General features: G+C 59.9%; 22 protein-coding genes. 20 read left to right on the forward strand and 2 right to left on the reverse strand.

Features of this window, described 5'->3' with window-relative positions; translation table 11 throughout:
* The first annotated feature begins 2 nt into the window (after positions 1 to 2).
* From ENGE1_RS00490 to eutR, 7 genes are read left to right on the forward strand one after another with little or no spacing between them, the layout of a single operon-like run.
* A complete protein-coding gene (locus ENGE1_RS00490) occupies positions 3 to 1,364 on the forward strand; it encodes an ethanolamine ammonia-lyase subunit EutB (protein ID WP_043082711.1) in 1,362 nt (453 codons plus the stop codon).
* A gap of 18 nt (positions 1,365 to 1,382) precedes the next feature.
* Positions 1,383 to 2,261, forward strand: a complete 879-nt coding sequence (eutC, locus tag ENGE1_RS00495) for an ethanolamine ammonia-lyase subunit EutC (RefSeq protein WP_043082712.1) — start codon at positions 1,383 to 1,385, stop codon at positions 2,259 to 2,261.
* Positions 2,262 to 2,274: 13 nt separating this feature from the next.
* Positions 2,275 to 2,934, forward strand: a complete 660-nt coding sequence (gene eutL, locus ENGE1_RS00500; RefSeq protein ID WP_043082713.1) for an ethanolamine utilization microcompartment protein EutL — start codon at positions 2,275 to 2,277, stop codon at positions 2,932 to 2,934.
* 22 nt (positions 2,935 to 2,956) lie between these two features.
* Entirely contained in the window at positions 2,957 to 3,487 is a 531-nt protein-coding gene (locus tag ENGE1_RS00505) for a BMC domain-containing protein (protein ID WP_048254190.1), read from the forward strand.
* Positions 3,480 to 4,832, forward strand: coding sequence for a 4Fe-4S dicluster domain-containing protein (locus ENGE1_RS00510; RefSeq protein WP_048254192.1), 1,353 nt, complete (start codon positions 3,480 to 3,482; stop codon positions 4,830 to 4,832). Before ENGE1_RS00505 ends, ENGE1_RS00510 begins: the two co-directional genes overlap by 8 nt.
* 2 nt (positions 4,833 to 4,834) lie before the next feature.
* The gene (locus ENGE1_RS00515) at positions 4,835 to 5,389 is read left to right on the forward strand and encodes a BMC domain-containing protein (protein ID WP_043082716.1); all 555 of its coding nucleotides are present in this window, start codon (positions 4,835 to 4,837) and stop codon (positions 5,387 to 5,389) included.
* Positions 5,390 to 5,424: 35 nt separating this feature from the next.
* Positions 5,425 to 6,459, forward strand: coding sequence for an HTH-type transcriptional regulator EutR (gene eutR, locus ENGE1_RS00520; RefSeq protein ID WP_048254194.1), 1,035 nt, complete (start codon positions 5,425 to 5,427; stop codon positions 6,457 to 6,459).
* Here eutR and yfbR read toward each other — a convergent pair whose 3' ends face one another.
* On the reverse strand, positions 6,460 to 7,059 hold the full coding sequence (yfbR, locus tag ENGE1_RS00525; protein WP_045288569.1) for a 5'-deoxynucleotidase: 600 nt from the start codon (positions 7,057 to 7,059) through the stop codon (positions 6,460 to 6,462). It abuts the gene before it with no gap.
* A gap of 95 nt (positions 7,060 to 7,154) precedes the next feature.
* The gene (alaA, locus tag ENGE1_RS00530) at positions 7,155 to 8,369 is read right to left on the reverse strand and encodes an alanine transaminase AlaA (protein ID WP_043082719.1); all 1,215 of its coding nucleotides are present in this window, start codon (positions 8,367 to 8,369) and stop codon (positions 7,155 to 7,157) included.
* 937 nt (positions 8,370 to 9,306) lie between these two features.
* Between alaA and lrhA the strand changes: the two genes are divergently transcribed.
* The 13 genes from lrhA to nuoM all read left to right on the forward strand — a co-directional run bounded on the left by lrhA (position 9,307) and on the right by nuoM (position 24,365).
* The gene (gene lrhA / locus ENGE1_RS00535; protein ID WP_043082720.1) at positions 9,307 to 10,248 is read left to right on the forward strand and encodes a transcriptional regulator LrhA; all 942 of its coding nucleotides are present in this window, start codon (positions 9,307 to 9,309) and stop codon (positions 10,246 to 10,248) included.
* A 631-nt stretch (positions 10,249 to 10,879) separates the two neighbouring features.
* The gene (gene nuoA, locus ENGE1_RS00540; protein WP_043082721.1) at positions 10,880 to 11,326 is read left to right on the forward strand and encodes an NADH-quinone oxidoreductase subunit NuoA; all 447 of its coding nucleotides are present in this window, start codon (positions 10,880 to 10,882) and stop codon (positions 11,324 to 11,326) included.
* 15 nt (positions 11,327 to 11,341) lie between these two features.
* A complete protein-coding gene (gene nuoB, locus ENGE1_RS00545) occupies positions 11,342 to 12,016 on the forward strand; it encodes an NADH-quinone oxidoreductase subunit NuoB (protein WP_043082722.1) in 675 nt (224 codons plus the stop codon).
* 87 nt (positions 12,017 to 12,103) lie between these two features.
* A complete protein-coding gene (nuoC, locus tag ENGE1_RS00550) occupies positions 12,104 to 13,909 on the forward strand; it encodes an NADH-quinone oxidoreductase subunit C/D (RefSeq protein ID WP_086498768.1) in 1,806 nt (601 codons plus the stop codon).
* Between the two features lie 2 nt (positions 13,910 to 13,911).
* Entirely contained in the window at positions 13,912 to 14,412 is a 501-nt protein-coding gene (nuoE, locus tag ENGE1_RS00555; protein ID WP_043082723.1) for an NADH-quinone oxidoreductase subunit NuoE, read from the forward strand.
* A complete protein-coding gene (gene nuoF / locus ENGE1_RS00560) occupies positions 14,409 to 15,746 on the forward strand; it encodes an NADH-quinone oxidoreductase subunit NuoF (RefSeq protein WP_043082724.1) in 1,338 nt (445 codons plus the stop codon). The genes nuoE and nuoF overlap by 4 nt, the downstream gene beginning before the upstream one ends.
* Positions 15,747 to 15,846: 100 nt before the next feature.
* Positions 15,847 to 18,573 carry an NADH-quinone oxidoreductase subunit NuoG gene (gene nuoG, locus ENGE1_RS00565; protein WP_048254196.1) on the forward strand — a complete coding sequence of 909 codons (2,727 nt, stop codon included), beginning with the start codon at positions 15,847 to 15,849 and terminating at the stop codon, positions 18,571 to 18,573.
* Positions 18,570 to 19,547, forward strand: coding sequence for an NADH-quinone oxidoreductase subunit NuoH (nuoH, locus tag ENGE1_RS00570; protein ID WP_043082726.1), 978 nt, complete (start codon positions 18,570 to 18,572; stop codon positions 19,545 to 19,547). Before nuoG ends, nuoH begins: the two co-directional genes overlap by 4 nt.
* Positions 19,548 to 19,562: 15 nt before the next feature.
* Complete coding sequence (gene nuoI, locus ENGE1_RS00575; protein WP_043082727.1) at positions 19,563 to 20,105, forward strand: NADH-quinone oxidoreductase subunit NuoI; 543 nt, start codon at positions 19,563 to 19,565, stop codon at positions 20,103 to 20,105.
* Between the two features lie 11 nt (positions 20,106 to 20,116).
* Positions 20,117 to 20,671 carry an NADH-quinone oxidoreductase subunit J gene (gene nuoJ, locus ENGE1_RS00580; RefSeq protein WP_043082729.1) on the forward strand — a complete coding sequence of 185 codons (555 nt, stop codon included), beginning with the start codon at positions 20,117 to 20,119 and terminating at the stop codon, positions 20,669 to 20,671.
* Positions 20,668 to 20,970, forward strand: a complete 303-nt coding sequence (nuoK, locus tag ENGE1_RS00585; protein WP_043082730.1) for an NADH-quinone oxidoreductase subunit NuoK — start codon at positions 20,668 to 20,670, stop codon at positions 20,968 to 20,970. Before nuoJ ends, nuoK begins: the two co-directional genes overlap by 4 nt.
* Positions 20,967 to 22,808, forward strand: a complete 1,842-nt coding sequence (gene nuoL / locus ENGE1_RS00590; protein WP_043082732.1) for an NADH-quinone oxidoreductase subunit L — start codon at positions 20,967 to 20,969, stop codon at positions 22,806 to 22,808. Before nuoK ends, nuoL begins: the two co-directional genes overlap by 4 nt.
* Before the next feature lie 27 nt (positions 22,809 to 22,835).
* On the forward strand, positions 22,836 to 24,365 hold the full coding sequence (gene nuoM / locus ENGE1_RS00595; RefSeq protein ID WP_048254198.1) for an NADH-quinone oxidoreductase subunit M: 1,530 nt from the start codon (positions 22,836 to 22,838) through the stop codon (positions 24,363 to 24,365).
* Positions 24,366 to 24,371 lie beyond the last annotated feature (6 nt).

Consider the following 24,371-nt stretch of genomic DNA (forward strand, 5'->3'; position numbering starts at 1 on the left):
ATATGAAATTAAAAACCACGCTCTTTGGTCAGACCTATCAATTCCGCGACGTTAAGGACGTTCTCGCTAAGGCGAACGAGCTGCGCTCCGGAGACATCCTGGCGGGCGTTGCCGCCGCGACGTCCCAGGAGCGCGTCGCGGCCAAGCAGGTGCTGGCTAACCTGACCATCGCGGATATTCGCAACAATCCGGTTGTGCCTTACGAAGAGGACTGCGTTACGCGCCTTATCCAGGACGATATTAATGAGGCGGAATACAGCCGCATCAAGAACTGGAGCATCGGCGAACTGCGCGAACACGTGCTGAGCGATACCACTTCGCTGGACGACATCAACCTGCTGCGCAAAGGGCTGACCTCCGAGGTTATTGCCGGGGTGGCAAAGATTTGCTCCAACGCCGATCTGATTTACGGCGCGAAAAAGAGCCCGGTCGTCAAATACGCGAATACCACCATCGGCCTGCCGGGGCACTTCTGCGCACGCCTGCAGCCTAACGATACCCGCGATGACGTGCAGAGTATCAGCGCGCAGATTTATGAGGGGCTCTCCTATGGCGTCGGCGACGCGGTTATCGGCGTCAACCCGGTGACGGATGATGTGGATAACCTTAGCCGCGTTCTGGATACCGTGTACGGCATTATCGATAAATTCGCTATTCCGACCCAGGGCTGCGTGCTGTCACACGTGACGACGCAGATGGAGGCCATCAGGCGCGGCGCGCCGGGAGGCCTGATCTTCCAGAGCATCTGCGGCAGTGAGAAAGGCCTGCGTGAATTTGGCGTTGAGCTGGAGATGCTGGATGAAGCCCGCCACGTCGGGGCGCAGTATAACCGCATCGCGGGCCCGAACTGCCTCTATTTTGAAACCGGGCAGGGGTCAGCCCTCTCTGCGGGGGCGCATTACGGTGCCGATCAGGTGACGATGGAGGCGCGTAACTACGGTCTGGCAAGGCACTACGATCCTTTCCTCGTGAATACCGTGGTGGGCTTCATCGGGCCGGAATATCTCTATAACGACAAGCAGATTATTCGCGCCGGGCTGGAGGACCACTTTATGGGCAAGCTCAGCGGTATCTCGATGGGCTGCGACTGCTGCTATACCAATCACGCCGATGCCGACCAGAACCTTAACGAAAACCTGATGATTCTGCTCGCCACGGCGGGTTGCAACTACATCATGGGTATGCCGCTTGGCGATGACATCATGCTGAACTACCAGACCACCGCATTCCACGATACGGCGACCGTGCGTCAGCTGCTTAACCTGCGTCCGGCGCCGGAGTTTGAAGCCTGGCTGGAAAAAATGGGCCTGATGGAAAACGGGCGTCTGACTCAGCGTGCCGGCGATCCGTCGCTGTTCTTCTGATTGTTGAGGGAAACCACCATGGATCAAAAACAAATTAACGATATCGTCCGCAGCGTGATGGCGCAGATGGGCATCAGCGGGACTCCTGAGGATGCGTCGGCTCCTGCGGTTCAGCCCTCCGCCAGCGTGGAGTCCGTTGCGCTGGATCTCGGCTCGCCGGAGGCGAAGCAGTGGATCGGCATCGAGAACCCGCACCGGGCCGAGGTGCTGCAGGAGCTGCGCAACAGCACTGCCTCCCGGGTCTGCTCCGGCCGCGCCGGGGTGCGGCCGCGCACCCAGAGCCTGCTGCGCTTTCTGGCGGACCACTCCCGCTCCAAGGATACGGTGCTGAAGGAGGTCCCGGCTGAGTGGGTGGCAAGCAAGGGGCTGCTGGCGCTGCAGTCTGAGATTACCGACAAGAATCAGTATCTGACCCGCCCGGATATGGGGCGCATTCTGAGCCCGGCGTCCGTCGAGCAGCTGAAAAGCCAGTGCGTTCAGGCGCCTGACGTGCAGGTGGTGGTCTCCGACGGCCTCTCCACGGATGCGGTCACCGCCAACTATGACGAGATCCTGCCGCCGCTGATGAAGGGCCTGGAGCAGGCCGGCCTCAAGGTCGGCACGCCGATGTTCGTCCGCTACGGGCGCGTCAAGATTGAGGATCAGATAGGCGAAACGCTGGGGGCGAAAGTGGTGGTGCTGCTGGTGGGCGAGCGTCCCGGGCTGGGGCAGTCCGAGAGCCTCTCCTGCTATGCGGTGTATGCCCCGACGGTAGCAAAGACCGTGGAAGCCGACCGCACCTGCATCTCGAACATCCACCGCGCCGGTACGCCGCCGGTGGAAGCGGCGGCGGTGATCGTCGACCTGGCCAAACGTATGCTGGAGCAGAAGGCGTCCGGCATCAACATGAACCGCTAACGGGGAACTGAACATGCCTGCATTAGATCTTATCCGACCGAGCGTCACCGCCATGCGCCTGATCGCCAACGCCCACCGGGATTTCTGCCGCGAGCTGAACCTGCCTGAGCATATCCGCAGCCTGGGTCTCATCACCGCCGACTCTGACGACGTGGCCTACATCGCCGCCGATGAGGCCACCAAACAGGCGCTGGTAGAGGTGGTGTACGGGCGTTCGCTGTACGCCGGGGCGGCCCATTCCCCGTCGCCGACGTCCGGCGAAGTGATGATCATCCTCGGCGGGCCGAACCCGGCGGAAGTGCGCGCCGGGCTGGACGCGATGGTCGCCAATATTGAGTCCGGTGCGGCGTTCCGCTGGGCCAACGATAAAGAGGACACCGCCTTTTTGTCGCACCTCGTCTCCCGCACCGGCTCTTATCTCTCTGCCGGAGACAAGATCCGCCCCGGCGATCCGATCGCCTATCTGGTGGCCCCGCCGCTGGAGGCCACTTTCGGCATCGACGCCGCGCTGAAGGCGGCGGACGTGGAGCTTGCCACCTACGTGCCGCCGCCGTCGGAAACCAACTACTCTGCGGCCTTCCTGACCGGCAGCCAGGCCGCCTGCCAGGCGGCGTGCAACGCCTTCACCGAGGCGGTGCTGGATATTGCCCGCAACCCGGTTCAGCGCGCGTAGTCATTAAGACAGGAGAAAGGCCATGATCGATTCGTTGGGCTTGCTGGAGGTGTACGGTCTGGCGTCAGGCATTGAGGCCGCGGATGCAATGCTGAAGTCGGCCAATGTCCGCATCCTTAATTATGAAATGCTGATCCCCGGGATGATCACCCTCGTGGTGGAGGGGGATCTGGCCTCCTGCCGCGCCGCGCTGGATGCGGGCGCGGCGGCGGTATCGCGCGGCGGGAAGGTGATCGGCCATAAAGTCATAGGCCGTCCCGACGGCGATACCGAGTGGCTGGTCAGCGGCTTCAGCGGCGTGCCGGTGAAGATAACGCCGGCTCCGGAGTCGGCGCCGCAGGCAGAGCGCGCGCCGCAGCCTGACGCCGACGCGACGCTGGCTTACGTGGCGGCGCAGGCGCGGCAGGGCGTCACCGCCAGCGAAGCGGCGGCCCATTTCGGCTGCCCGGTGGAGGCGAGCCGAACGGCGCTGGAAAGCCTGTTCGCGCAGGGGAAACTGCGCAAGCGCAGCAGCCGCTACCGGCTGAAGGGCGGGGAGGGCGGCAATGAGTAGCCTGATACCCGCGCTCAGCGACTGCCCGCCGGAGATTATCGGCCAGCGGGTGCGTCAGGCCGGCGTCGTCGGCGCGGGCGGGGCGGGCTTCCCGACCTACGTCAAGCTGGCGGCGAAGGCCGAGATTTATCTGGTCAACGCGGCGGAGTGCGAACCGCTGCTGCAGGTGGATCAGCAGCTGGCCCTGCGCGAGGCTGACGCGCTGATCCGCGGCCTGCAGTACGGCATGCGGGCCACCGGGGCGCGGGAGGGGATTATTGCCATCAAAGGCAAGCACGCGGCGGCCATTGCGGCGCTGCGCGCCCGCCTGCCCGGGGGGCTGCGCCTGCACATTCTTCCGGACGTTTATCCGGCGGGAGATGAGGTGATCACCATCTGGCTGGCGACCGGACGGCGGGTGCCGCCCGCCGCGCTGCCGCTGTCGGTTGGCGTGGTGGTCAGCAATGTCCAGAGCCTGATCAACGTTGCCCGCGCGGTGGAGCATGAGCAGCCCGTGACCCATCGGGTGCTGACGGTCAACGGCGCCGTGCTGCGCCCGCAGACTCTCTGCGTGCCCGTCGGCACCGCGCTGCGCGAGGTGCTGGCTCTGGCCGGGGGAGCCACCGTCGGCAACCCCGCCTTCATCAACGGCGGCCCGATGATGGGCAAACTGTTACATTCGCTCGATGAGCCGGTCACCAAAACCACCGGCGGCCTGCTGGCGCTCCCCGACGATCATCTGCTGATCCGGCGGCGCAGGCGTTCGGACCGCACGGAGATAAACCAGGCGCGCACCGTCTGCGAACAGTGCGGGATGTGTACCGAGTTTTGCCCGCGCCACATGATAGGCCACGAGCTGCCGCCGCACCTGATCGTCAGGGCGGTGGCCTACGAGCAGATCTCCGCCCCGTCGGCGGTGGCGGCGGCCCTGACCTGCTCTGAGTGCGGGGTCTGCGAAGCCTGGTCCTGTCCGGTTGAGATCTCGCCGATGCGTATTAACCAGATGCTGAAGATGAAGCTGCGGGCGGCGGGTATTCGCTACGAGGGTGAACTGCGGCAGGCGGATCCGATGGCGCAGCAGCGAATGGTGCCGATCAAGCGCCTGGTGCGCCGCCTTGACCTCGGTGAATTTATGCACCAGGCACCGATGCAGGAGACCCTGTATATCCCGCAGCAGGTGACGATCCCGCTGCGCCAGCACATCGGCGTTCCGGCATCGCCGACGGTCAGCGTCGGCGAGCGCGTGAGTGCCGGGGCGCTGATTGCCACAGTCCCGGACGACGCGCTCGGGGCCCCGGTGCACGCCAGCATCAGCGGCGTCGTCCGGCTGGTGGACAGCGCTGCCATTACGATTGAGAAGGAGTAGCTATGCACAGCGCCATTGCGATGGTCGAATTATCCAGTATCGCCAAAGGCATGGAAGTGACCGACTTTATGCTCAAGAGCGCGGAGGTGACGCTGCTGATGGGCAAAACCATCTGCCCGGGAAAATACGTGGTGATGGTCGGCGGCGACGTGGCGGCGGCGCAGCAGGCGCTGCGCTGCGGCGTGGAGAAGGGCGGTTCGCTGGTGGTGGATGAGTTCCTGCTCAGCAATATTCACCCGGACGTGCTGCCCGCCATCGGCGGGGTCACGGATATCAACGCGCGCGCCGCCGTCGGCGTCGTTGAAACATTCAGCGTGGCTACCTGCATCGAGGCGGCTGATTTTGCTGTTAAATCCGCCGCTATCACGTTAATCCGCCTGCACATGGCGTATGGTATCGGCGGTAAATGCTACTTCGTAATGAGCGGCGATGTCGCCGACGTCGAGACGGCAAAAAATGCCGCATCGCAGGTTGCCGCAGACAAGGGAGCGCTGGTTTACAGCATGGTGGTCGCCAATCCCCACGCCGACTTCTGGCGGCAGCTGACTGCGGGATAGCGCCGAGGCGGCCCTGCGCCACCGGGATGGAACAAATGAAAAAAATCATACCTGACTTACATCATCTTAACGATGAGGTGCCGCGCGACGGCGACCTCAATCCGGTCGTGATTGATCACAATTTTACCCAGCGCTACACCCATGACGCCTACGAACAGGCCTGCGCGATCACCGCCTGGCAGCAGCTCTACGATCAGCTGTCGCCCGGGCGCTTTCAGGGAGAGTTAACTGAAACCCTGTTTGACGATGGTATGCAGGTTTTTCATGAGTACACCAATCTCTCCCTTCGCCAGTCCTGCATGGTGTGGCCCAACGCCTTCTGGTTTGGCATTCCGGGCATGCGTCAGAGCAGCGGTTTTATCGGCAATTGCCTGCTCGACAGGCAGAAAATCGCCGTGCGCCCGGGGGGGAAGGAGTTCGAGCTCAGCACCCCGGACGACTACCACATCCAGGGCCTGGTTATCTCCCACAAGATGCTGACTCAGCATGCGGTGGTGCTGCAAAACCCGGAGCGCATGATGACCCTGCTGGAGGATAATCCGGCCATCAGTATCAACCCGGATAAGAAAGCGGCTATCTGGCAGTATATCGGCTACGCGCTGCGCCACTCAAAGCAGGAGCAGGCCCGCAGCCGGGCGGTGGATCGGGTCATGAGTCACAACCTGCTGACCGCGTTTCTTGGCGTGCTGGAGGATGCCAGCACCGTGGCGGAAGAGCCGCGCGCCAGCCGGGGAAGCTACGCAAAGCTTATCTCCAGGGCCCGCGAATATCTGTTTGAAAACGTCACCGAGCCGGTGACGGTGCTCGATCTGTGCAGCGTGCTCTACGTCAGCCGCCGGACCCTGCAGAACGCGTTTCAGCAGGTGCTGGGCATCGGGCCCAACGCCTACCTGAAAACCATCCGCCTCAACGCGGTGCGCCGGGAGCTGATAAGCCCCTATTCGCGGCAGACTACGGTGAAAGATGCGGCCATGCAGTGGGGATTCTGGCATCTGGGGCAGTTCGCGAAGGATTATCAGCGGCTGTTTAATGAGAAGCCCTCGGCAACCCTGAGCGCCCGCCTGAGCTGATTACAGCGGTGAGTCCTGGCTGATTTCATCCAGCGACAGCTGGAAGCTTGGGACAAACATCTGCATAAAATAGTCCATCTCCGGGCTGCGGCGGGCCGCCAGCGTTTTTTCAAGGCGGCCTTTTGCCAGCAGAAACTCATTGTTGCCGGCGGAGAGCTCTTCCAGGCATTTCAGGTAGGCGCACAGGGCGTCGGCCTGCTTCACCAGCAGCTTCTCCTCTTCGCTGTAGTGCTGTTCATCAATCAGTGGCTCGAAAATGTCCCGCAGCTCGTCCGGCACCATCTCCACCAGCTTCCGCTGGGCAATTTTTTCGATGGCCTTATACTCTTGGGCAATCTGCGAGTTGAAGTACTTCACCGGCGTGGGCAGATCGCCGGTCAGCACTTCCGAGGCGTCGTGATACATCGCCAGCAGGGCAATGCGCTCGGAGTTGACCGCGCCGCCAAATTTGCGGTTCTTAATGGCGGCCAGGGCGTGGGCCACCATCGCCACCTGCAGGCTGTGCTCGGAGACGTTTTCGGTGCGCACGTTGCGCATCAGCGGCCAGCGGTTAATCAGCTTGAGGCGGGCGAGGTGGGCAAAGAAGTGGCTTTGAGTCATGAGATACCTGCGGTTGGGAAAATCTCGCTTCATTGTGCGGCGAAGCCGGGGCAGTTGCAAATCAGGCTGCGCGAGGCAGCCTGACGGTGTTGATGCTACTGGTGGTAGCCGCTGAGGAAGCGGCCAAACCGGGTTATGGACATCTCAAGGTCGTCCAGGCGGGGCAGAGTAACGATGCGCACGTGGTCCGGCCACGGCCAGTTGAAGGCGGTTCCCTGCACCAGCAGGACTTTCTCCTGCAACAGGAAGTCGAGCACCATCTTCTGGTCATCGTGGATATTGAAGCGCTTCGCGTCAATTTTCGGGAACATATAGAGCGCGCCGTTGGGCTTCACGCAGCTGACGCCGGGAATGTCGTTGATCAGTTCCCAGGCGCGATTGCGCTGTTCGTACAGGCGCCCGCCCGGGGCGATAAACTCGCTGATGCTCTGGTAGCCGCCCAGCGCGGTCTGAATAGCGTGCTGGGCCGGGACGTTGGCGCACAGGCGCATGGAGGCCAGCATCTCCAGGCCTTCTATATAGCCTTTGGCATGCTTTTTCGGGCCGTTCAGCACCATCCAGCCCTGGCGGAAGCCCGCCACGCGGTAGGTTTTTGACAGGCCGTTGAAGGTCACGGTCAGCAGATCCGGCGCCAGGGCGGCGATAGAGTGGTGCTGGGATTCGTCGTAGAGGATCTTGTCGTAGATTTCATCGGCGAAAATAATCAGGTTGTGCTGGCGGGCGATCTCGACGATTTCCAGCAGCAGCTCTTTTGAATAGACCGCGCCGGTGGGGTTGTTCGGATTGATAATCACGATCCCGCGGGTGCGCGGCGTGATTTTGGCGCGGATGTCGTCGAGATCCGGGAACCAGTCGGAGGACTCGTCGCACAGGTAGTGCACCGCTTTACCGCTTGAGAGCGAGACCGCGGCTGTCCACAGCGGATAGTCCGGCGCCGGGACCAGCATCTCATCGCCGCTGTTGAGCAGGGCCTGCATCGCCTGCACAATCAGTTCCGATACGCCATTACCGATGTAGATATCCTCCACAGTGACATCGCGCATATCGCGGGCCTGATAGTGCTGCATGATGGCTTTGCGCGCGGAGTAAAGGCCTTTGGAGTCGCAGTATCCCTGGGCCGTCGGCAGGTTGCGGATCACATCCACGAGGATCTCATCCGGGGCCTCAAAACCAAACGGCGCGGGGTTACCAATATTGAGCTTAAGAACCTTGTTCCCCTCTTCTTCGAGACGTTTAGCTTCCTTAAGTACCGGACCGCGGATGTCGTAACAGACGTTATCTAATTTGCTGGATTTTTCGATGGTGGACATGAGCCTTGACCTTTTATCTGGTATTACTGCTCCCTGCCGTGGAAGTCAGCACCGGACAATGTACTCTTCAGCGCGCGCATTTTGAAGGCTTCGCAGGAGAAGATTTTGCTAAAGCCGCGCAAATCCATTGAATTATTTAACTGTTATTGTGCGGTTAAAATTAGATCATTGCCTGCTTATTGGTTTTGAGGTAACTATTTATTCTGCAATTCGCGATTAATAATAAGATTTTTAACTGGTTTGGCCGGGGCTATGGCAGCCGGGCGGAGGGCCGAATGCCTCTTCTTGCCGAAGGGCGGGCTGGCCCAGGTCCGGAGCAAATAGCGTCGACATTGTGGGTTATACGACGATCGAATGAAGGTTTAATGTTAAGCGTTGTTAATGTGATTATACTGAATTAATCAACATTGCTCATTAATTGCAAATGTATACTTTCATTTTTTTAATTTATTCCCAAAATAGCTAAAACATTTAAAATTTTATGTAAGATAACACCTGGTAACACTTATAAATATTGCTTGTTTACGGTAGGATAGCGCTGTAAGCAAACGGAACGGCTGGCCCACAGAGGGAGCAAGCGTTGCTGGCGCTATCTAACGGTATGTTATTTAATGGATTTCTAATTTGTTTTTCACTGGCAAGCTCTGCCGTTATTGTTGATGATTCTTAAACAACTGCGTGACTAACTCACCGTTTTTTATGAATAATCTCGTAAGAAAGTCCCAGTAATAATAAATTCGTTACTTATGTGTAAGTAAAAATATAACCAGGGGCCTGTTTGATAAAGACAGGCGGGCATTTTTAACGCAATGACGCTCATTCAGGCGAACCGCCGTTTCAGCTATCCGGCGTGTATAATTTAAAAGTAATTGCCTGATTTTTTTAGAGCACAGCATCAACCGGGCAGGTCAGCAAACGCAGCCTGTAAGTGATAAATATGAATAATGCTAATCGTCCGATACTGAACCTCGATCTTGATCTGCTCAGGACTTTTGTTGCCGTCGCCGATCTGAATACTTTTGCCGCCGCCGCTGCTGCCGTGTGCCGCACTCAGTCAGCGGTCAGCCAGCAGATGCAGCGTCTGGAGCAGCTTGTTGAAAAGGAGCTTTTCGCCCGTCATGGGCGCAATAAACTGCTGACCGAGCACGGCATTCAACTGCTCGGCTACGCGCGTAAAATTCTGCGCTTTAATGATGAAGCCTGCTCGTCCCTGATGTTTAGTACTTTGCAGGGAATGCTCACGATTGGCTCTTCGGATGAGTCTGCCGACACTATTTTGCCTTTTCTGCTTAACCGCATCAGCGCCGTCTATCCCAAGCTGGCGCTGGATGTGCGGGTAAAGCGCCACGCGGAAATGAGCGAGATGCTCAAGGCGAATGAAGTCGATCTGGCCCTGACGACGCATCGGCTGGATAACTTTGAGTCCATAACCCTGCGCACGTCCCCGACGCTCTGGTACTGCGCGGCTGATTATATCCTGCCCCCCGGGGAAGCGCTGCCGCTGGTGCTGCTCGACGAGCCCAGCCCGTTCCGCGATATGATTGTCGGCACGCTGAATGCGGCAAATATCCCCTGGCGCGTTACGTATATTGCCTCTACGCTCTCTGCTGTGCGCGCGGCGGTAAAAGCCGGGTTAGGGATCACCGCGCGCCCGGTCGAGATGATGAGTCCCGAACTGCGGGTGCTGGGCAGTAAAGAGGGGCTGCCGCCGCTGCCGGATACTGAATATCTGCTAAGCCGCAATGAGCAGAGCACCAACGATCTGGTGCAGTCGATTTTTCAGTCCGTAGAGAGCTACCAGAATCCGTGGTCGCAGTACGGCAACTATCCGACTGACGTCGGCAGTGAAAATTCGCTTAGCGAGAAGGATTTTGACTGATTCAGCCGGTGTTTTTGGGTAACAAATTGTAAGTGTAAAAAATAAGCCATTGAGTAACATTCTCCGCTCTGTGGCTTTTTTTCTGCACAAACAATCGCCATAAGTGCGATTTGTATTTTTTTTATCTATTAAATTCAATTTATTGACATCATTCTGGTCACGCAACGCTAACCTCTGATACAAAATTTAAAACTTCCTGTTAATGTTAAAAAAACGACGGGTTTGTTGCCGTTTTTTTGAGTGAATTAACAAAAGCGTGTCACAGATCAAGAAAATACTCCCATCAGGGGGGAGGAATCGTTGCAGATTCCTGTCAAAATAGAGGGGTAATTCCTCATTAAGCCTCAGACGGACACGATTCAACTTTCTCTGAACGTGGCGAACTTATCGCCGCGATGCTCAAAAAGGGCATTTAATGTTAATGAGCCGTGACCAATGTAAACTAACTTGAGGAAACTTTTGTTAAAGTTGACAAAAGGTTATAGAAAGGAGTAAAAAACCACATCATTTAGACGTCTACGGTCTTCCTGTGACACAGTTTTTTTGTGGTTTTTCGTTCTTCCCCGTGAAACGTGTAGCGTTCATCTGCCAGCAAGAGCAGGGGCTTTAGCGCTACTAATTTGGTTAAGCAATGCGTATGTCAACATCCACTGAAGTCATCGCTCATCACTGGGCATTCGCTATATTTCTCATCATTGCCATCGGCCTTTGCTGTTTGATGCTGGTTGGCGGTTGGTATCTCGGCGGTCGCGCGCGCGCGCGAAGCAAAAACACGCCGTTTGAGTCCGGGATCGATTCCGTCGGCTCAGCCCGCTTACGCCTCTCTGCAAAGTTCTATCTGGTCGCTATGTTCTTCGTCATCTTTGACGTGGAAGCTCTGTATCTCTACGCATGGTCAACATCAATCCGCGAAAGCGGCTGGGTTGGCTTTGCGGAAGCCGCAATTTTCATTTTAGTGTTACTGGCAGGCCTGGTTTACCTCGTCCGCATCGGTGCTCTGGACTGGACCCCTGCGCGTTCGCGCCGCACGCTGGTCAACCCGGAAACCGACAGTATTACTAATCGTCATACGCAGTAAAAGCGAGGCAATAAGATGGATTACACGCTCACCCGCATCGATCCGGACGGTGAGAACGACCGTTATCCCCTGCAGAAGCAGGAGATCGTAACTGACCCACTTGAGCAGGAAGTTAACAAGAGCGTCTACATGGGCAAGCTTGAGCATGCCCTGCATGACCTGGTTAACTGGGGTCGTAAAAACTCAGTATGGCCTTACAACTTCGGCCTCTCCTGCTGCTACGTTGAGATGGTGACGTCATTCACTGCGGTGCATGACGTCGCGCGCTTTGGTGCGGAAGTACTGCGCGCCTCGCCGCGTCAGGCTGACCTGATGGTAGTGGCCGGCACCTGCTTCACCAAAATGGCCCCGGTTATCCAGCGTCTGTATGACCAGATGCTGGAGCCGAAGTGGGTTATCTCCATGGGTGCCTGCGCCAACTCCGGCGGCATGTACGACATCTACTCCGTCGTTCAGGGCGTCGATAAATTCATCCCGGTTGATGTGTATATCCCCGGCTGCCCGCCGCGTCCTGAAGCCTATATGCAGGCGCTGATGCTGCTGCAGGAGTCCATCGGCAAGGAGCGGCGCCCGCTCTCCTGGGTCGTTGGCGACCAGGGCGTCTATCGCGCCAATATGCAATCGGAGCGCGAGCGTAAGCGCGGCGAACGTATTGCCGTGACTAATCTGCGGACTCCCGACGAGATTTAACTTTGCGCCTGTGGGCGATGTAACGCTTTCGCATATCAAAATTAATAGCGCGGAGCGGCGCCCGACAGTCACCACGGACCTTTTGCAATGGTGAACAATATGACCGATTTAACCGCGCACGAAGCCGCCGCCTGGCAGACCCGCGATCATCTTGATGATCCGGTGATTGGCGAACTGCGCAACCGTTTTGGGCCGGATGCCTTTACCGTTCAGCCGACCCGCACCGGGGTACCCGTCGTCTGGGTTAAGCGCGAGCAACTGCTGGAGGTAGGCGACTTCCTGAAGAAGTTACCCAAGCCCTACGTCATGCTCTTTGACCTGCACGGCATGGACGAGCGTCTGCGTACGCACCGCGACGGTTTACCCGCTGCGGATTTTTCCGTTTTCTACCATCTGATTTCTATCGACCGCAACCGCGACATCATGCTCAAGGTCGCGCTGTCTGAAAACGATCTGAACGTCCCGACCTTCACCAAACTCTTCCCCAACGCCAACTGGTACGAGCGTGAAACCTGGGAAATGTTTGGCATTACCTTTAACGGCCACCCGAACCTTAGGCGCATCATGATGCCGCCGACCTGGGAAGGCCATCCGCTGCGTAAAGACTATCCGGCCCGCGCCACCGAATTCGATCCGTTTGAGCTGACCAAGGCCAAGCAGGATCTGGAGATGGAAGCCCTGACCTTCAAGCCGGAAGAGTGGGGCATGAAGCGCAGCAGCGAAAATGAGGACTTCATGTTCCTCAACCTCGGCCCGAACCACCCGTCCGCGCACGGTGCGTTCCGCATTATCCTGCAGCTCGACGGCGAAGAGATCGTCGACTGCGTGCCGGATATCGGCTACCACCACCGCGGTGCGGAAAAAATGGGCGAGCGCCAGTCCTGGCACAGTTACATCCCCTACACCGACCGTATCGAATACCTCGGCGGCTGCGTCAACGAAATGCCGTACGTCCTGGCGGTCGAGAAGCTGGCGGGTATCACCGTACCGGATCGCGTGAACACCATCCGCGTGATGCTTTCCGAACTGTTCCGCATCAACAGCCACCTGCTGTACATCTCGACCTTTATCCAGGACGTCGGCGCGATGACGCCGGTGTTCTTTGCCTTTACCGACCGCCAGAAGATTTACGATCTGGTCGAAGCCATTACCGGCTTCCGTATGCATCCGGCCTGGTTCCGCATCGGCGGCGTCGCCCACGACCTGCCGCGCGGCTGGGATCGTCTGCTGCGCGAATTCCTCGACTGGATGCCGAAGCGTCTCGCCGAATATGAGAAAGCGGCGCTGCGCAACACCATCCTGAAAGGCCGCTCCCAGGGCGTTGCCGCCTACACCGCCAAAGAGGCGCTGGAGTGGGGCACCACCGGCGCAGGCCTGCGCGCCACCGGCATCGACTTCGACGTGCGTAAATGGCGGCCATACTCCGGCTACGAAAACTTCGACTTCGAAATCCCGACCGGCGGCGGCGTGTCCGACTGCTACACCCGCGTGATGCTGAAAGTGGAAGAGCTGCGCCAGAGTCTGCGCATTCTTGAGCAGTGCCTCGCCAACATGCCGGAAGGCCCGTTCAAGGCGGATCACCCGCTGACCACGCCGCCGCCGAAAGAGCGCACGCTGCAGCATATCGAAACCCTGATCACCCACTTCCTGCAGGTTTCCTGGGGCCCGGTGATGCCGGCCAACGAATCCTTCCAGATGATCGAGGCGACGAAGGGTATCAACAGCTACTACCTGACCAGCGACGGCAGCACGATGAGCTACCGCACCCGCGTGCGTACTCCGAGCTTTGCGCATCTGCAGCAGATCCCGGCGGCCATTCGCGGCAGCCTGGTGTCGGACCTTATCGTCTATCTGGGTAGTATTGATTTTGTTATGTCAGATGTGGACCGCTAATTATGCACGAGAATCAACAACCACAAACCGAGGCTTTTGAGCTGAGTGCGGCCGAGCGTGACGCGATAGAGCACGAAAAGCACCACTACGAAGACCCGCGTGCGGCGTCCATTGAAGCGCTCAAAATCGTTCAGAAGCAGCGCGGCTGGGTACCGGACGGCGCTATCTACGCCATCGCAGAGGTGCTGGGTATTCCGGCGAGCGATGTCGAAGGCGTCGCCACCTTCTACAGCCAGATCTTCCGCCAGCCGGTGGGCCGCCACGTGATTCGCTACTGCGACAGCGTGGTGTGCCACATTACCGGCTATCAGGGCATTCAGTCGGCGATTGAGAGCCACCTGAAGATCAAGCCAGGCCAGACCACCTTCGACGGCCGCTTTACGCTGCTGCCGACCTGCTGCCTCGGCAACTGCGACAAGGGACCGACCATGATGATTGATGAAGATACGCACAGTCATCTGACGCCGGACGGCATTCCTGACCTGCTGGAGCAGTACAAATGAAAACTATCATTCGCACTGCCGAAACCCATCCGCTGACCTGGCGCATGCGCGATGACAAGCAGCCGGTCTGGCTCGACGAGTATCAGGCCAAAAACGGCTACGCCGGCGCCCGCAAGGCGCTCACCGGCATGGCGCCGGACGAGATCGTCACCCAGGTTAAAGATGCCGGCCTGAAAGGGCGCGGCGGCGCGGGCTTTTCCACGGGTCTGAAGTGGAGCCTGATGCCGAAAGACGAATCCATGAACATCCGCTACCTGCTGTGTAACGCCGATGAAATGGAGCCGGGCACCTACAAAGACCGCCTGCTGATGGAGCAGATGCCGCACCAGCTGGTCGAGGGTATGCTGATTGCCGCCTTCGCCCTGAAGGCCTATCGCGGCTACATCTTCCTGCGCGGCGAATACATTGAAGCGGCGCACAACCTGCGCCGCGCCATTGCCGAAGCCACCGAAGCAGGCCTGCTGGGTAAAAACATTCTCGGCTCAGGCTTTGACTTCGAGCTGTTCGTCCACACCGGGGCAGGGCGCTACATCTGCGGCGAAGAGACCGCGCTGATTAACTCCCTCGAAGGCCGCCGCGCTAACCCGCGCTCCAAGCCGCCGTTCCCGGCGACTTCCGGCGTGTGGGGTAAGCCGACCTGCGTCAACAACGTTGAAACGCTGTCCAACGTCCCGGCGATCATCGCCAACGGCGTGGAGTGGTATCAGAACATCTCGAAGAGCAAAGATGCCGGCACCAAGCTGATGGGCTTCTCCGGCCGGGTGAAAAATCCGGGCGTCTGGGAGCTGCCGTTTGGCGTTACCGCCCGCGAAATTCTCGAAGATTACGCCGGCGGTATGCGCGATGGCCTGAAGTTCAAGGCCTGGCAGCCGGGCGGCGCGGGCACCGACTTCCTGACCGAATCGCACCTCGACCTGCCGATGGAGTTCGAAAGCATCGGTAAAGCGGGCAGCCGCCTCGGCACCGCGCTGGCGATGGCCGTTGACCACGAGATCAACATGGTGTCGCTGGTGCGCAACCTCGAAGAGTTCTTCGCCCGCGAATCCTGCGGCTGGTGTACGCCGTGCCGCGACGGCCTGCCGTGGAGCGTGAAGATCCTGCGCGCCATTGAGCGCGGCGAAGGCCAGCCGGGCGATATCGAGACGCTGGAGCAGCTGTGTCGCTTCCTCGGGCCGGGCAAAACCTTCTGCGCCCACGCGCCGGGGGCGGTTGAGCCGCTGCAGAGCGCGATTAAATATTTCCGTGACGAATTCGAAGCCGGCGTTAAGCAGCAGTTCAGCAATACCCATGCGATTAACGGTATTCAGCCGAACCTGCTGAAGGCGCGCTGGTGATATGCGCCTCCTCGACGGACCGTGAGCAGTGCCGCGAGGGGGAACACGAGAAGAATTTTGATTAACGCTCGGTTTATCCGAGCCAACTGGAAGCACGCTAATGGCTACGATTCATGTAGACGGCAAAGAATACGAGGTCAACGGGGCGGACAACCTGCTACAGGCATGTCTCTCTATGGGCCTTGATATTCCGTACTTTTGCTGGCACCCGGCGCTGGGAAGCGTCGGCGCCTGCCGCCAGTGTGCGGTGAAGCAATATCAAAACGCGGAAGACACGCGTGGCCGCCTGGTGATGTCCTGTATGACCCCGGCATCCGACGGCACCTTTATCTCTATTGATGACGAAGAAGCGAAGCAGTTCCGCGAAAGCGTGGTGGAGTGGCTGATGACCAACCACCCGCACGACTGTCCGGTCTGCGAAGAGGGCGGCAACTGCCACCTGCAGGATATGACCGTGATGACCGGTCACAGTTTCCGCCGCTATCGCTTTACTAAGCGCACCCACCAGAACCAGGATCTGGGACCGTTCATTTCTCACGAAATGAACCGCTGCATCGCCTGCTACCGCTGCGTGCGCTACTACAAAGACTACGCTGACGGCACCGATCTTGGCGTCTACGGCGCGCACGACAACGTCTACTTCGGCCGCCCGGAAGAGGGCACCCTGGAGAGCGAGTTCTCCGGCAACCTCGTTGAGATCTGCCCGACCGGCGTTTTCACCGACAAGACCCACTCCGAGCGCTACAACCGTAAGTGGGACATGCAGTTTGCGCCGAGCATCTGCCAGCAGTGCTCTCTGGGCTGCAACACCAGCCCCGGCGAGCGCTACGGCGAACTGCGCCGCATCGAGAACCGCTATAACGGCACCGTCAACCACTACTTCCTCTGCGACCGCGGCCGCTTCGGCTACGGCTACGTCAACCGCAAGGACCGCCCGCGTCAGCCGGTGCAGCGCCGCGGCGACGACCTGATTACCCTCAACGCCGAGCAGGCGATGCAGGGTGCCGCCGACATTCTGCGCCAGTCGAAGAAGGTTATCGGTATCGGCTCCCCGCGCGCCAGCGTGGAGAGCAACTTCGCCCTGCGCGATCTGGTGGGCGCGGAGAACTTCTACACCGGCATCGCCCGCGGCGAGCAGGAACGCCTGCAGCTGGCGCTGAAGGTGCTGCGCGAAGGCGGTATCCACACGCCGGCGCTGCGCGATATTGAATCCTATGACGCGGTGCTGATCCTCGGCGAAGACATCACCCAGACCGGCGCCCGCGTTGCGCTGGCGGTGCGTCAGGCGGTGAAGGGCAAGGCCCGCGAAATGGCGGCGGCGCAGAAAGTGGCCGACTGGCAGATTGCGGCCATCCTCAACATCGGCCAGCGCGCGAAGCACCCGCTGTTTGTCACCAACGTCGACGGCACCCGCCTCGACGACATCGCCGCGTGGACCTACTGTGCGCCGGTGGAAGATCAGGCCCGCCTGGGCTTCGCCATCGCCCACGCGCTGGATGAAAGCGCGCCGGCGGTTGACGGTCTGAGCAGCGACCTGAAAGGCAAAGTGGACGTCATCGTCCAGGCCCTGGCCGGGGCGAAAAAGCCGCTGATTATCTCCGGCACCAACGCCGGCAGCGCGGAAGTGATTCAGGCTGCCGCCAACGTGGCGAAAGCGCTGAAAGGGCGCGGCGCCGACGTCGGTATCACCATGATTGCCCGCGCCGTGAACAGCATGGGTCTCGGCATGATCGGCGGCGGTTCGCTTGACGACGCGCTGGACCAGCTGGAGAGCGGCTCCGCCGATGCGGTGGTGGTGCTGGAAAACGATCTCCACCGCCACGCCTCTGCCGCCCGCGTAGACGCGGCGCTGTCAAAAGCGCCGCTGGTGATGGTTATCGACCATCAGCGCACCGCCATCATGGACAAGGCGCACCTGGTGCTGCCGGCGGCGAGCTTCGCCGAAAGCGACGGCACCGTGATCAACAACGAAGGCCGCGCCCAGCGCTTCTTCCAGGTTTACGATCCGGCCTACTACGACAGCAGCACGCTTATGCTGGAGAGCTGGCGCTGGCTGCACTCCCTGCACTCGACGCTTGAGAGCCGCGAGGTGGACTGGACCCAGCTGGATCACGTCATCGACGCCGCGATTGGCAAACTGCCGCAGCTGGCGGGGATTAAGGACGCCGCGCCGGACGCCTCGTTCCGCATTCGCGGGCAGAAGCTGGCCCGCGAGCCGCACCGCTACAGCGGGCGCACGGCGATGCGCGCCAACATCAGCGTGCACGAGCCGCGCCAGCCGCAGGACAAAGACACCATGTTCGCCTTCTCAATGGAAGGCAACAACCAGCCTTCGGCACCGCGCTCGCAAATTCCGTTTGCCTGGGCGCCGGGCTGGAACTCCCCGCAGGCGTGGAACAAGTTCCAGGCGGAAGTGGGCGGCAAGCTGCGCCACGGCGATCCGGGCGTGCGCCTGATCGAAGCCGGCGAGGGCGGGCTCGATTACTTCACCACCGTTCCGGCCAGCTTTGAGGCGCAGGACGGCCAGTGGCGGATCGCGCCGTACTACCACCTGTTCGGCTCGGACGAAATGTCGCAGCGCTCGCCGGTGTTCCAGAGCCGGATGCCGCAGCCTTACATCAAGCTCAACGCGGCCGATGCCGCGAAGCTTGGCGTTAACGCCGGGGCGAAAATCGCGTTCAGCTATGAAGGACAAACGATCAGTCTGCCGCTGATCATCTCCGACGCGCTGGCGGCGGGGCAGGTCGGTCTGCCGATGGGGATGCCGGGCATCGCTCCGGTGCTGGCGGGTGCGCGCATTGACAGTCTGCAGGAGGCGCAAGCATGAGTTGGTTAACTCCGGAGCTGATCGACATTCTGATTAGCATACTCAAAGCGGTGGTGATTCTGCTGGTGGTGGTCACCTGCGGCGCGTTCATGAGCTTCGGCGAACGCCGCCTGCTGGGCCTGTTCCAGAACCGCTATGGACCGAACCGCGTCGGCTGGGGCGGCTCGCTCCAGCTGGTGGCGGACATGATCAAGATGTTCTTTAAAGAGGACTGGGTGCCGCGCTTCTCCGATCGCGTGATCTTCACCCTGGCCCCGATGATCGCCTTCACCTCGCTGCTGCTGGCCTTTGCCATTGTGCCGGTCAGCCCGAGCTGGGTGGTGGCCGATCTGAACATCGGCATCCTGTTCTTCCTGATGCTGGCCGGTCTTGCGGTCTACGCCGTGCTGTTCGCCGGCTGGTCGAGCAATAACAAATACTCTCTGCTCGGCGCGATGCGCGCCTCGGCGCAGACCCTGAGCTACGAAGTGTTCCTCGGTCTTTCGCTGATGGGCGTGGTGGCGCAGGCCGGTTCATTCAATATGACCGATATCGTCAATAACCAGGCGCATCTGTGGAACGTTATCCCGCAGTTCTTCGGCTTTGTCACTTTCGCGATCGCGGGCGTGGCGGTATGTCACCGCCATCCGTTTGACCAGCCGGAAGCGGAGCAGGAGCTGGCGGACGGTTACCACATCGAATACTCCGGTATGAAGTTCGGCCTGTTCTTCGTCGGTGAGTACATCGGTATCGTTACCGTCTCGGCGCTGATCGTCACGCTGTTCTTCGGCGGCTGGCAGGGTCCGTTCTTACCGCCGTTCATCTGGTTCGCCATCAAAACGGCGTTCTTCATGATGATGTTCATTTTGATCCGCGCATCACTGCCGCGTCCGCGCTATGACCAGGTGATGTCCTTCGGCTGGAAAGTGTGCCTGCCGCTGACGCTGATCAATCTGCTGGTAACGGCGGCTGTCATTCTCTGGCAGCAGCCATAAGGGACGAGAGAGACCATGACCTTAAAAGAATTATTGGTAGGCTTCGGCACTCAGGTACGCAGTATCTGGATGATCGGCCTGCACGCGTTCGCCAAGCGCGAAACGCGTATGTATCCGGAAGAACCGGTTTACCTGCCGCCGCGCTACCGCGGCCGCATCGTGCTGACGCGCGATCCGGACGGCGAAGAGCGCTGCGTTGCCTGCAACCTGTGCGCCGTTGCCTGCCCGGTTGGCTGCATCTCGCTGCAGAAAGCCGAAACCAAAGACGGCCGCTGGTATCCGGAGTTTTTCCGCATCAACTTCTCGCGCTGCATCTTCTGCGGGCTGTGCGAGGAGGCGTGCCCGACCACGGCGATCCAGCTCACCCCGGACTTCGAGCTGGGCGAGTACAAGCGTCAGGATCTGGTGTACGAAAAACAGGATCTGCTGATCTCCGGTCCGGGCAAATACCCGGAATATAACTTCTACCGGATGGCGGGTATGGCAATCGACGGTAAAGAGAAGGGCGAAGCGGAGAACGAAGCCAAGCCTATCGACGTCAAGAGCCTGTTACCGTAAGGAGAGGGGCAATGGAATTCGCATTTTATATTTGTGGCCTCATCGCCATCCTCGCCACGCTGCGGGTGATCACGCACACCAACCCGGTGCACGCGCTGCTGTATCTGATCATTTCGCTGCTGGCTATCTCCGGCGTCTTCTTCTCGCTCGGAGCCTACTTCGCCGGTGCGCTGGAGATCATCGTCTACGCGGGCGCCATCATGGTGCTGTTCGTGTTTGTGGTGATGATGCTCAACCTCGGCGGTTCGGAAATCGAGCAGGAGCGCCAGTGGCTGAAGCCGCAGGTGTGGATTGGACCCGGCGTCCTGTCGCTTATCCTGCTGGCGGTTATCGTCTACGGCATCCTCGGCGTTAATGACCAGGGCATCGACGGCAACGCCATCGGCGCTAAAGAAGTCGGCATCGCGCTGTTCGGCCCGTACGTTCTGGCCGTTGAGCTGGCGTCCATGCTGCTGCTGGCCGGTCTGGTGGTCGCATTCCACCTCGGCCGTGAAGATCGTCAGGGCGACCTGCTGAGCAACCGCCCCGACGACAGCGCGAAAAGAAAAACGGAGGAACGCGCATGATCCCCTTAACACACGGACTGATCCTCGCCGCGATACTCTTTGTTCTCGGGCTGACCTGTCTGGTTATCCGCCGCAATCTGCTGTTTATGCTGATCGGTCTGGAAATCATGATTAACGCCGCCGCGCTGGCCTTTATTGTCGCCGGCAGCTACTGGGGCCAGGCCGACGGCCAGGTGATGTATATCCTCGCTATCAGCCTCGCGGCTGCGGAGGCGAGTATTGGCCTGGCGCTGCTGCTGCAGCTCCACCGCCGTCGCCAGAACCTGAACATCGATTCAGTAAGTGAGTTGCGTGGATGAACATGCTTGCCTTAACCATTATTTTGCCATTGATTGGCTATGTGCTGCTGGCCTTCTCCCGGGGCCGCTGGTCGGAGAATCTCTCCGCCACCATCGGTATGGGCTCCGTGGGCCTGGCCGCGCTGGTGACCGCTTACGTTGGCGTTGACTTCTTCGCCAACGGTAAGCAGGCGGTCAGCGTACCGCTGTGGACCTGGATGTCGGTCGGTGATTTCAACATCGGCTTCAACCTGGTGCTGGACGGCCTGTCGTTCACCATGCTCTCGGTGGTCACCGGCGTCGGCTTCCTGATCCACATGTTCGCCTCCTGGTACATGCGCGGGGAAGAGGGCTACTCCCGCTTCTTTGCCTACACCAACCTGTTTATCGCCAGCATGGTGGTTCTGGTGCTGGCGGATAACCTGCTGCTGATGTACCTGGGCTGGGAAGGCGTGGGCCTCTGCTCCTATCTGCTGATTGGCTTCTACTACACCGATCCGAAGAACGGCGCCGCGGCGATGAAGGCGTTCGTGGTGACCCGCGTCGGCGACGTGTTCCTCGCCTTCGCGCTGTTTATCCTCTATCAGGAGCTGGGTACGCTCAACTTCCGCGAGATGGTCGAGCTGGCGCCGCAGCACTTTGAAGCCGGCAACAACATGCTCACCTGGGCGACGCTGATGCTGCTGGGCGGTGCGGTCGGTAAGTCCGCGCAGCTGCCGCTGCAGACGTGGCTTGCGGACGCGATGGCCGGTCCGACGCCGGTCTCCGCGCTGATCCACGCCGCAACCATGGTGACCGCAGGCGTGTACCTGATCGCCCGCACCCACGGCCTGTTCCTGATGACCCCGGAAGTGCTGCACCTGGTCGGCATCGTTGGCGCGGTCACGCTGCTGATGGCGGGCTTCTGCGCCCTGGCGCAGACCGACATCAAGCGCGTGCTGGCCTACTCGACCATGAGCCAGATCGGCTATATGTTCCTGGCGCTCGGCGTTCAGGCCTGGGACGCGGCGATTTTCCACCTGATGACCCACGCCTTCTTCAAGGCGCTGCTGTTCCTCTCGTCCGGCTCGGTCATTCTGGCCTGCCACCACGAGCAGAACATCTTCAAAATGGGCGGCCTGCGTAAGTCGATTCCGCTGGTGTACGTCTGCTTCCTCGTCGGCGGCGCCGCGCTCTCCGCGCTGCCGCTGGTGACCGCAGGCTTCTTCAGTAAGGATGAGATCCTGGCGGGCGCCTGGGCCAACGGCCACATCAACCTGATGGTTGCCGGCCTGGTGGGCGCGTTCATGACGTCGCTGTATACCTTCCGCATGATCTTCATTGCCTTCCACGGCAAAGAGCAGATCCACGCGCACGCAGGGAAGGGCATCACCCATCACCTGCCATTGATCGTGCTGATGGTGCTGTCGACCTTCATCGGCGCGATGATTGTCCTGCCGCTGGACGGCGTGCTGCCGGCAATGCCTGAGCTTGATCACGGTCGCGTCCTGACCCTGGAGATCACCTCCGGCGTCGTGGCGATTGTCGGTATCCTGCTGGCCGCCTGGCTGTGGCTCGGCAAGCGCACGCTGGTGACCGCTGTCGCGACCAGCGGCCCGGGCCGTCTGCTGAATACGCTGTTTTTCAACGCGTTCGGCTTCGACTGGCTGTATGACAAGATCTTCATCAAGCCGTATCTGGGCATTGCCTGGCTGCTGAAGAGCGATCCGCTCAACGGCCTGATGAACATCCCGGCGCTGCTGTCGCGCGTGGCGGGTAAAGGTCTGCTGGTCAGCGAGAACGGTTATCTGCGCTGGTATGTGGCATCCATGAGCATCGGCGCGGTGGTTGTTCTCGCGCTGCTGATGGTTTTGCGTTGAGTTGACAGAAAAGGAATATAAATCGCCATGTTATTACCCTGGCTAATACTCATCCCGTTTATCGGCGGCTTCCTCTGCTGGCAGACTGAACGCTTCGGCGTGAAGGTGCCGCGCTGGATTGCGCTGATCACCATGGGACTGACCCTGGCGCTCTCCCTGCAGCTGTGGCTGCAGGGGGGCTACTCTCTGACGCAGGCTACCGGCGTTCCGCAGTGGCAGTCTGAATACCAGCACGACTGGATCCCGCGCTTCGGGATCTCTATCCACCTCGCCATCGACGGCCTGTCGCTGCTGATGGTGGTGCTGACCGGCCTGCTCGGCGTGCTGGCGGTGCTCTGCTCCTGGCGCGAAATCGAAAAATACCAGGGCTTCTTCCACCTCAACCTGATGTGGATCCTGGGCGGCGTTATCGGCGTCTTCCTCGCCATCGACATGTTCCTGTTCTTCTTCTTCTGGGAGATGATGCTGGTGCCGATGTACTTCCTGATCGCGCTGTGGGGCCACAAGGCCTCCGACGGTAAAACGCGCATCACGGCGGCCACCAAGTTCTTCATCTATACCCAGGCGAGCGGGCTGGTGATGCTGATTGCCATCCTGGCGCTGGCGTTTGTTCACTACAGCGCCACCGGCGTATGGAGCTTCGACTACGAGCAACTGCTGAAAACGCCGATGTCCCACAATGTGGAATATCTGCTGATGCTCGGCTTCTTCATCGCCTTCGCGGTGAAAATGCCGGTGGTGCCGCTGCACGGCTGGCTGCCAGATGCCCACTCCCAGGCGCCGACCGCCGGTTCCGTTGACCTGGCCGGTATTCTGCTGAAAACCGCCGCCTACGGTCTGCTGCGCTTCTCGCTGCCGCTGTTCCCCAACGCCTCGGCGGAGTTTGCGCCGATTGCCATGTGGCTTGGCGTGATCGGTATCTTCTACGGCGCGTGGATGGCCTTCACCCAGTACGACATCAAGCGCCTGATCGCCTACACCTCGGTGTCGCACATGGGCTTCGTGCTGATCGCCATCTACACCGGCAGCCAGCTGGCCTATCAGGGCGCTGTCATCCAGATGATTGCCCACGGTCTCTCTGCGGCCGGCCTGTTTATCCTCTGCGGCCAGCTCTACGAGCGCCTGCACACTCGCGATATGCGCCAGATGGGCGGCCTGTGGGGCAAGATCAAATGGCTGCCGGCGCTGTCGATGTTCTTCGCCGTGGCGACGCTTGGCATGCCGGGTACCGGTAACTTCGTCGGTGAATTCATGATCCTGTTCGGCAGCTTTAAAGTGGTGCCGACCATTACCGTGATCTCCACCTTCGGCCTGGTTTTTGCCTCGGTTTACTCGCTGGCGATGCTGCACCGCGCCTACTTCGGTAAGGCGAAAAGCGACGTTGCCGCGAAGGAACTGCCGGGGCTGTCGCTGCGCGAGCTGTTTATCATTCTGCTGCTGGTGGTGCTGCTGGTTCTGCTCGGGTTCTACCCGCAGCCGATTCTGGACACCTCCCACGCGTCGATGAGCAATATTCAGCAGTGGTTTATTAATTCCGTTTCTACTACAAGGCCGTAAATCGCC

This window comes from Pluralibacter gergoviae ATCC 33028 = NBRC 105706, assembly GCF_001598855.1.
GTDB lineage: Bacteria > Pseudomonadota > Gammaproteobacteria > Enterobacterales > Enterobacteriaceae > Pluralibacter > Pluralibacter gergoviae.

Coding starts and splice junctions, on each gene's coding strand:
- nuoK (WP_043082730.1), top strand. CDS start 20,668: ATGATCCCCTTAACACACGGACTGATCCTCGCCGCGATACTCTTTGTT.
- nuoG (WP_048254196.1), top strand. CDS start 15,847: ATGGCTACGATTCATGTAGACGGCAAAGAATACGAGGTCAACGGGGCG.
- nuoB (WP_043082722.1), top strand. CDS start 11,342: ATGGATTACACGCTCACCCGCATCGATCCGGACGGTGAGAACGACCGT.
- yfbR (WP_045288569.1), bottom strand. CDS start 7,059: ATGACTCAAAGCCACTTCTTTGCCCACCTCGCCCGCCTCAAGCTGATT.
- nuoC (WP_086498768.1), top strand. CDS start 12,104: ATGGTGAACAATATGACCGATTTAACCGCGCACGAAGCCGCCGCCTGG.
- ENGE1_RS00515 (WP_043082716.1), top strand. CDS start 4,835: ATGCACAGCGCCATTGCGATGGTCGAATTATCCAGTATCGCCAAAGGC.
- ENGE1_RS00510 (WP_048254192.1), top strand. CDS start 3,480: ATGAGTAGCCTGATACCCGCGCTCAGCGACTGCCCGCCGGAGATTATC.
- nuoJ (WP_043082729.1), top strand. CDS start 20,117: ATGGAATTCGCATTTTATATTTGTGGCCTCATCGCCATCCTCGCCACG.
- lrhA (WP_043082720.1), top strand. CDS start 9,307: ATGAATAATGCTAATCGTCCGATACTGAACCTCGATCTTGATCTGCTC.
- nuoL (WP_043082732.1), top strand. CDS start 20,967: ATGAACATGCTTGCCTTAACCATTATTTTGCCATTGATTGGCTATGTG.
- nuoA (WP_043082721.1), top strand. CDS start 10,880: ATGCGTATGTCAACATCCACTGAAGTCATCGCTCATCACTGGGCATTC.
- alaA (WP_043082719.1), bottom strand. CDS start 8,369: ATGTCCACCATCGAAAAATCCAGCAAATTAGATAACGTCTGTTACGAC.
- nuoE (WP_043082723.1), top strand. CDS start 13,912: ATGCACGAGAATCAACAACCACAAACCGAGGCTTTTGAGCTGAGTGCG.
- ENGE1_RS00490 (WP_043082711.1), top strand. CDS start 3: ATGAAATTAAAAACCACGCTCTTTGGTCAGACCTATCAATTCCGCGAC.
- nuoF (WP_043082724.1), top strand. CDS start 14,409: ATGAAAACTATCATTCGCACTGCCGAAACCCATCCGCTGACCTGGCGC.
- eutL (WP_043082713.1), top strand. CDS start 2,275: ATGCCTGCATTAGATCTTATCCGACCGAGCGTCACCGCCATGCGCCTG.
- eutC (WP_043082712.1), top strand. CDS start 1,383: ATGGATCAAAAACAAATTAACGATATCGTCCGCAGCGTGATGGCGCAG.
- eutR (WP_048254194.1), top strand. CDS start 5,425: ATGAAAAAAATCATACCTGACTTACATCATCTTAACGATGAGGTGCCG.
- nuoH (WP_043082726.1), top strand. CDS start 18,570: ATGAGTTGGTTAACTCCGGAGCTGATCGACATTCTGATTAGCATACTC.
- ENGE1_RS00505 (WP_048254190.1), top strand. CDS start 2,957: ATGATCGATTCGTTGGGCTTGCTGGAGGTGTACGGTCTGGCGTCAGGC.
- nuoM (WP_048254198.1), top strand. CDS start 22,836: ATGTTATTACCCTGGCTAATACTCATCCCGTTTATCGGCGGCTTCCTC.
- nuoI (WP_043082727.1), top strand. CDS start 19,563: ATGACCTTAAAAGAATTATTGGTAGGCTTCGGCACTCAGGTACGCAGT.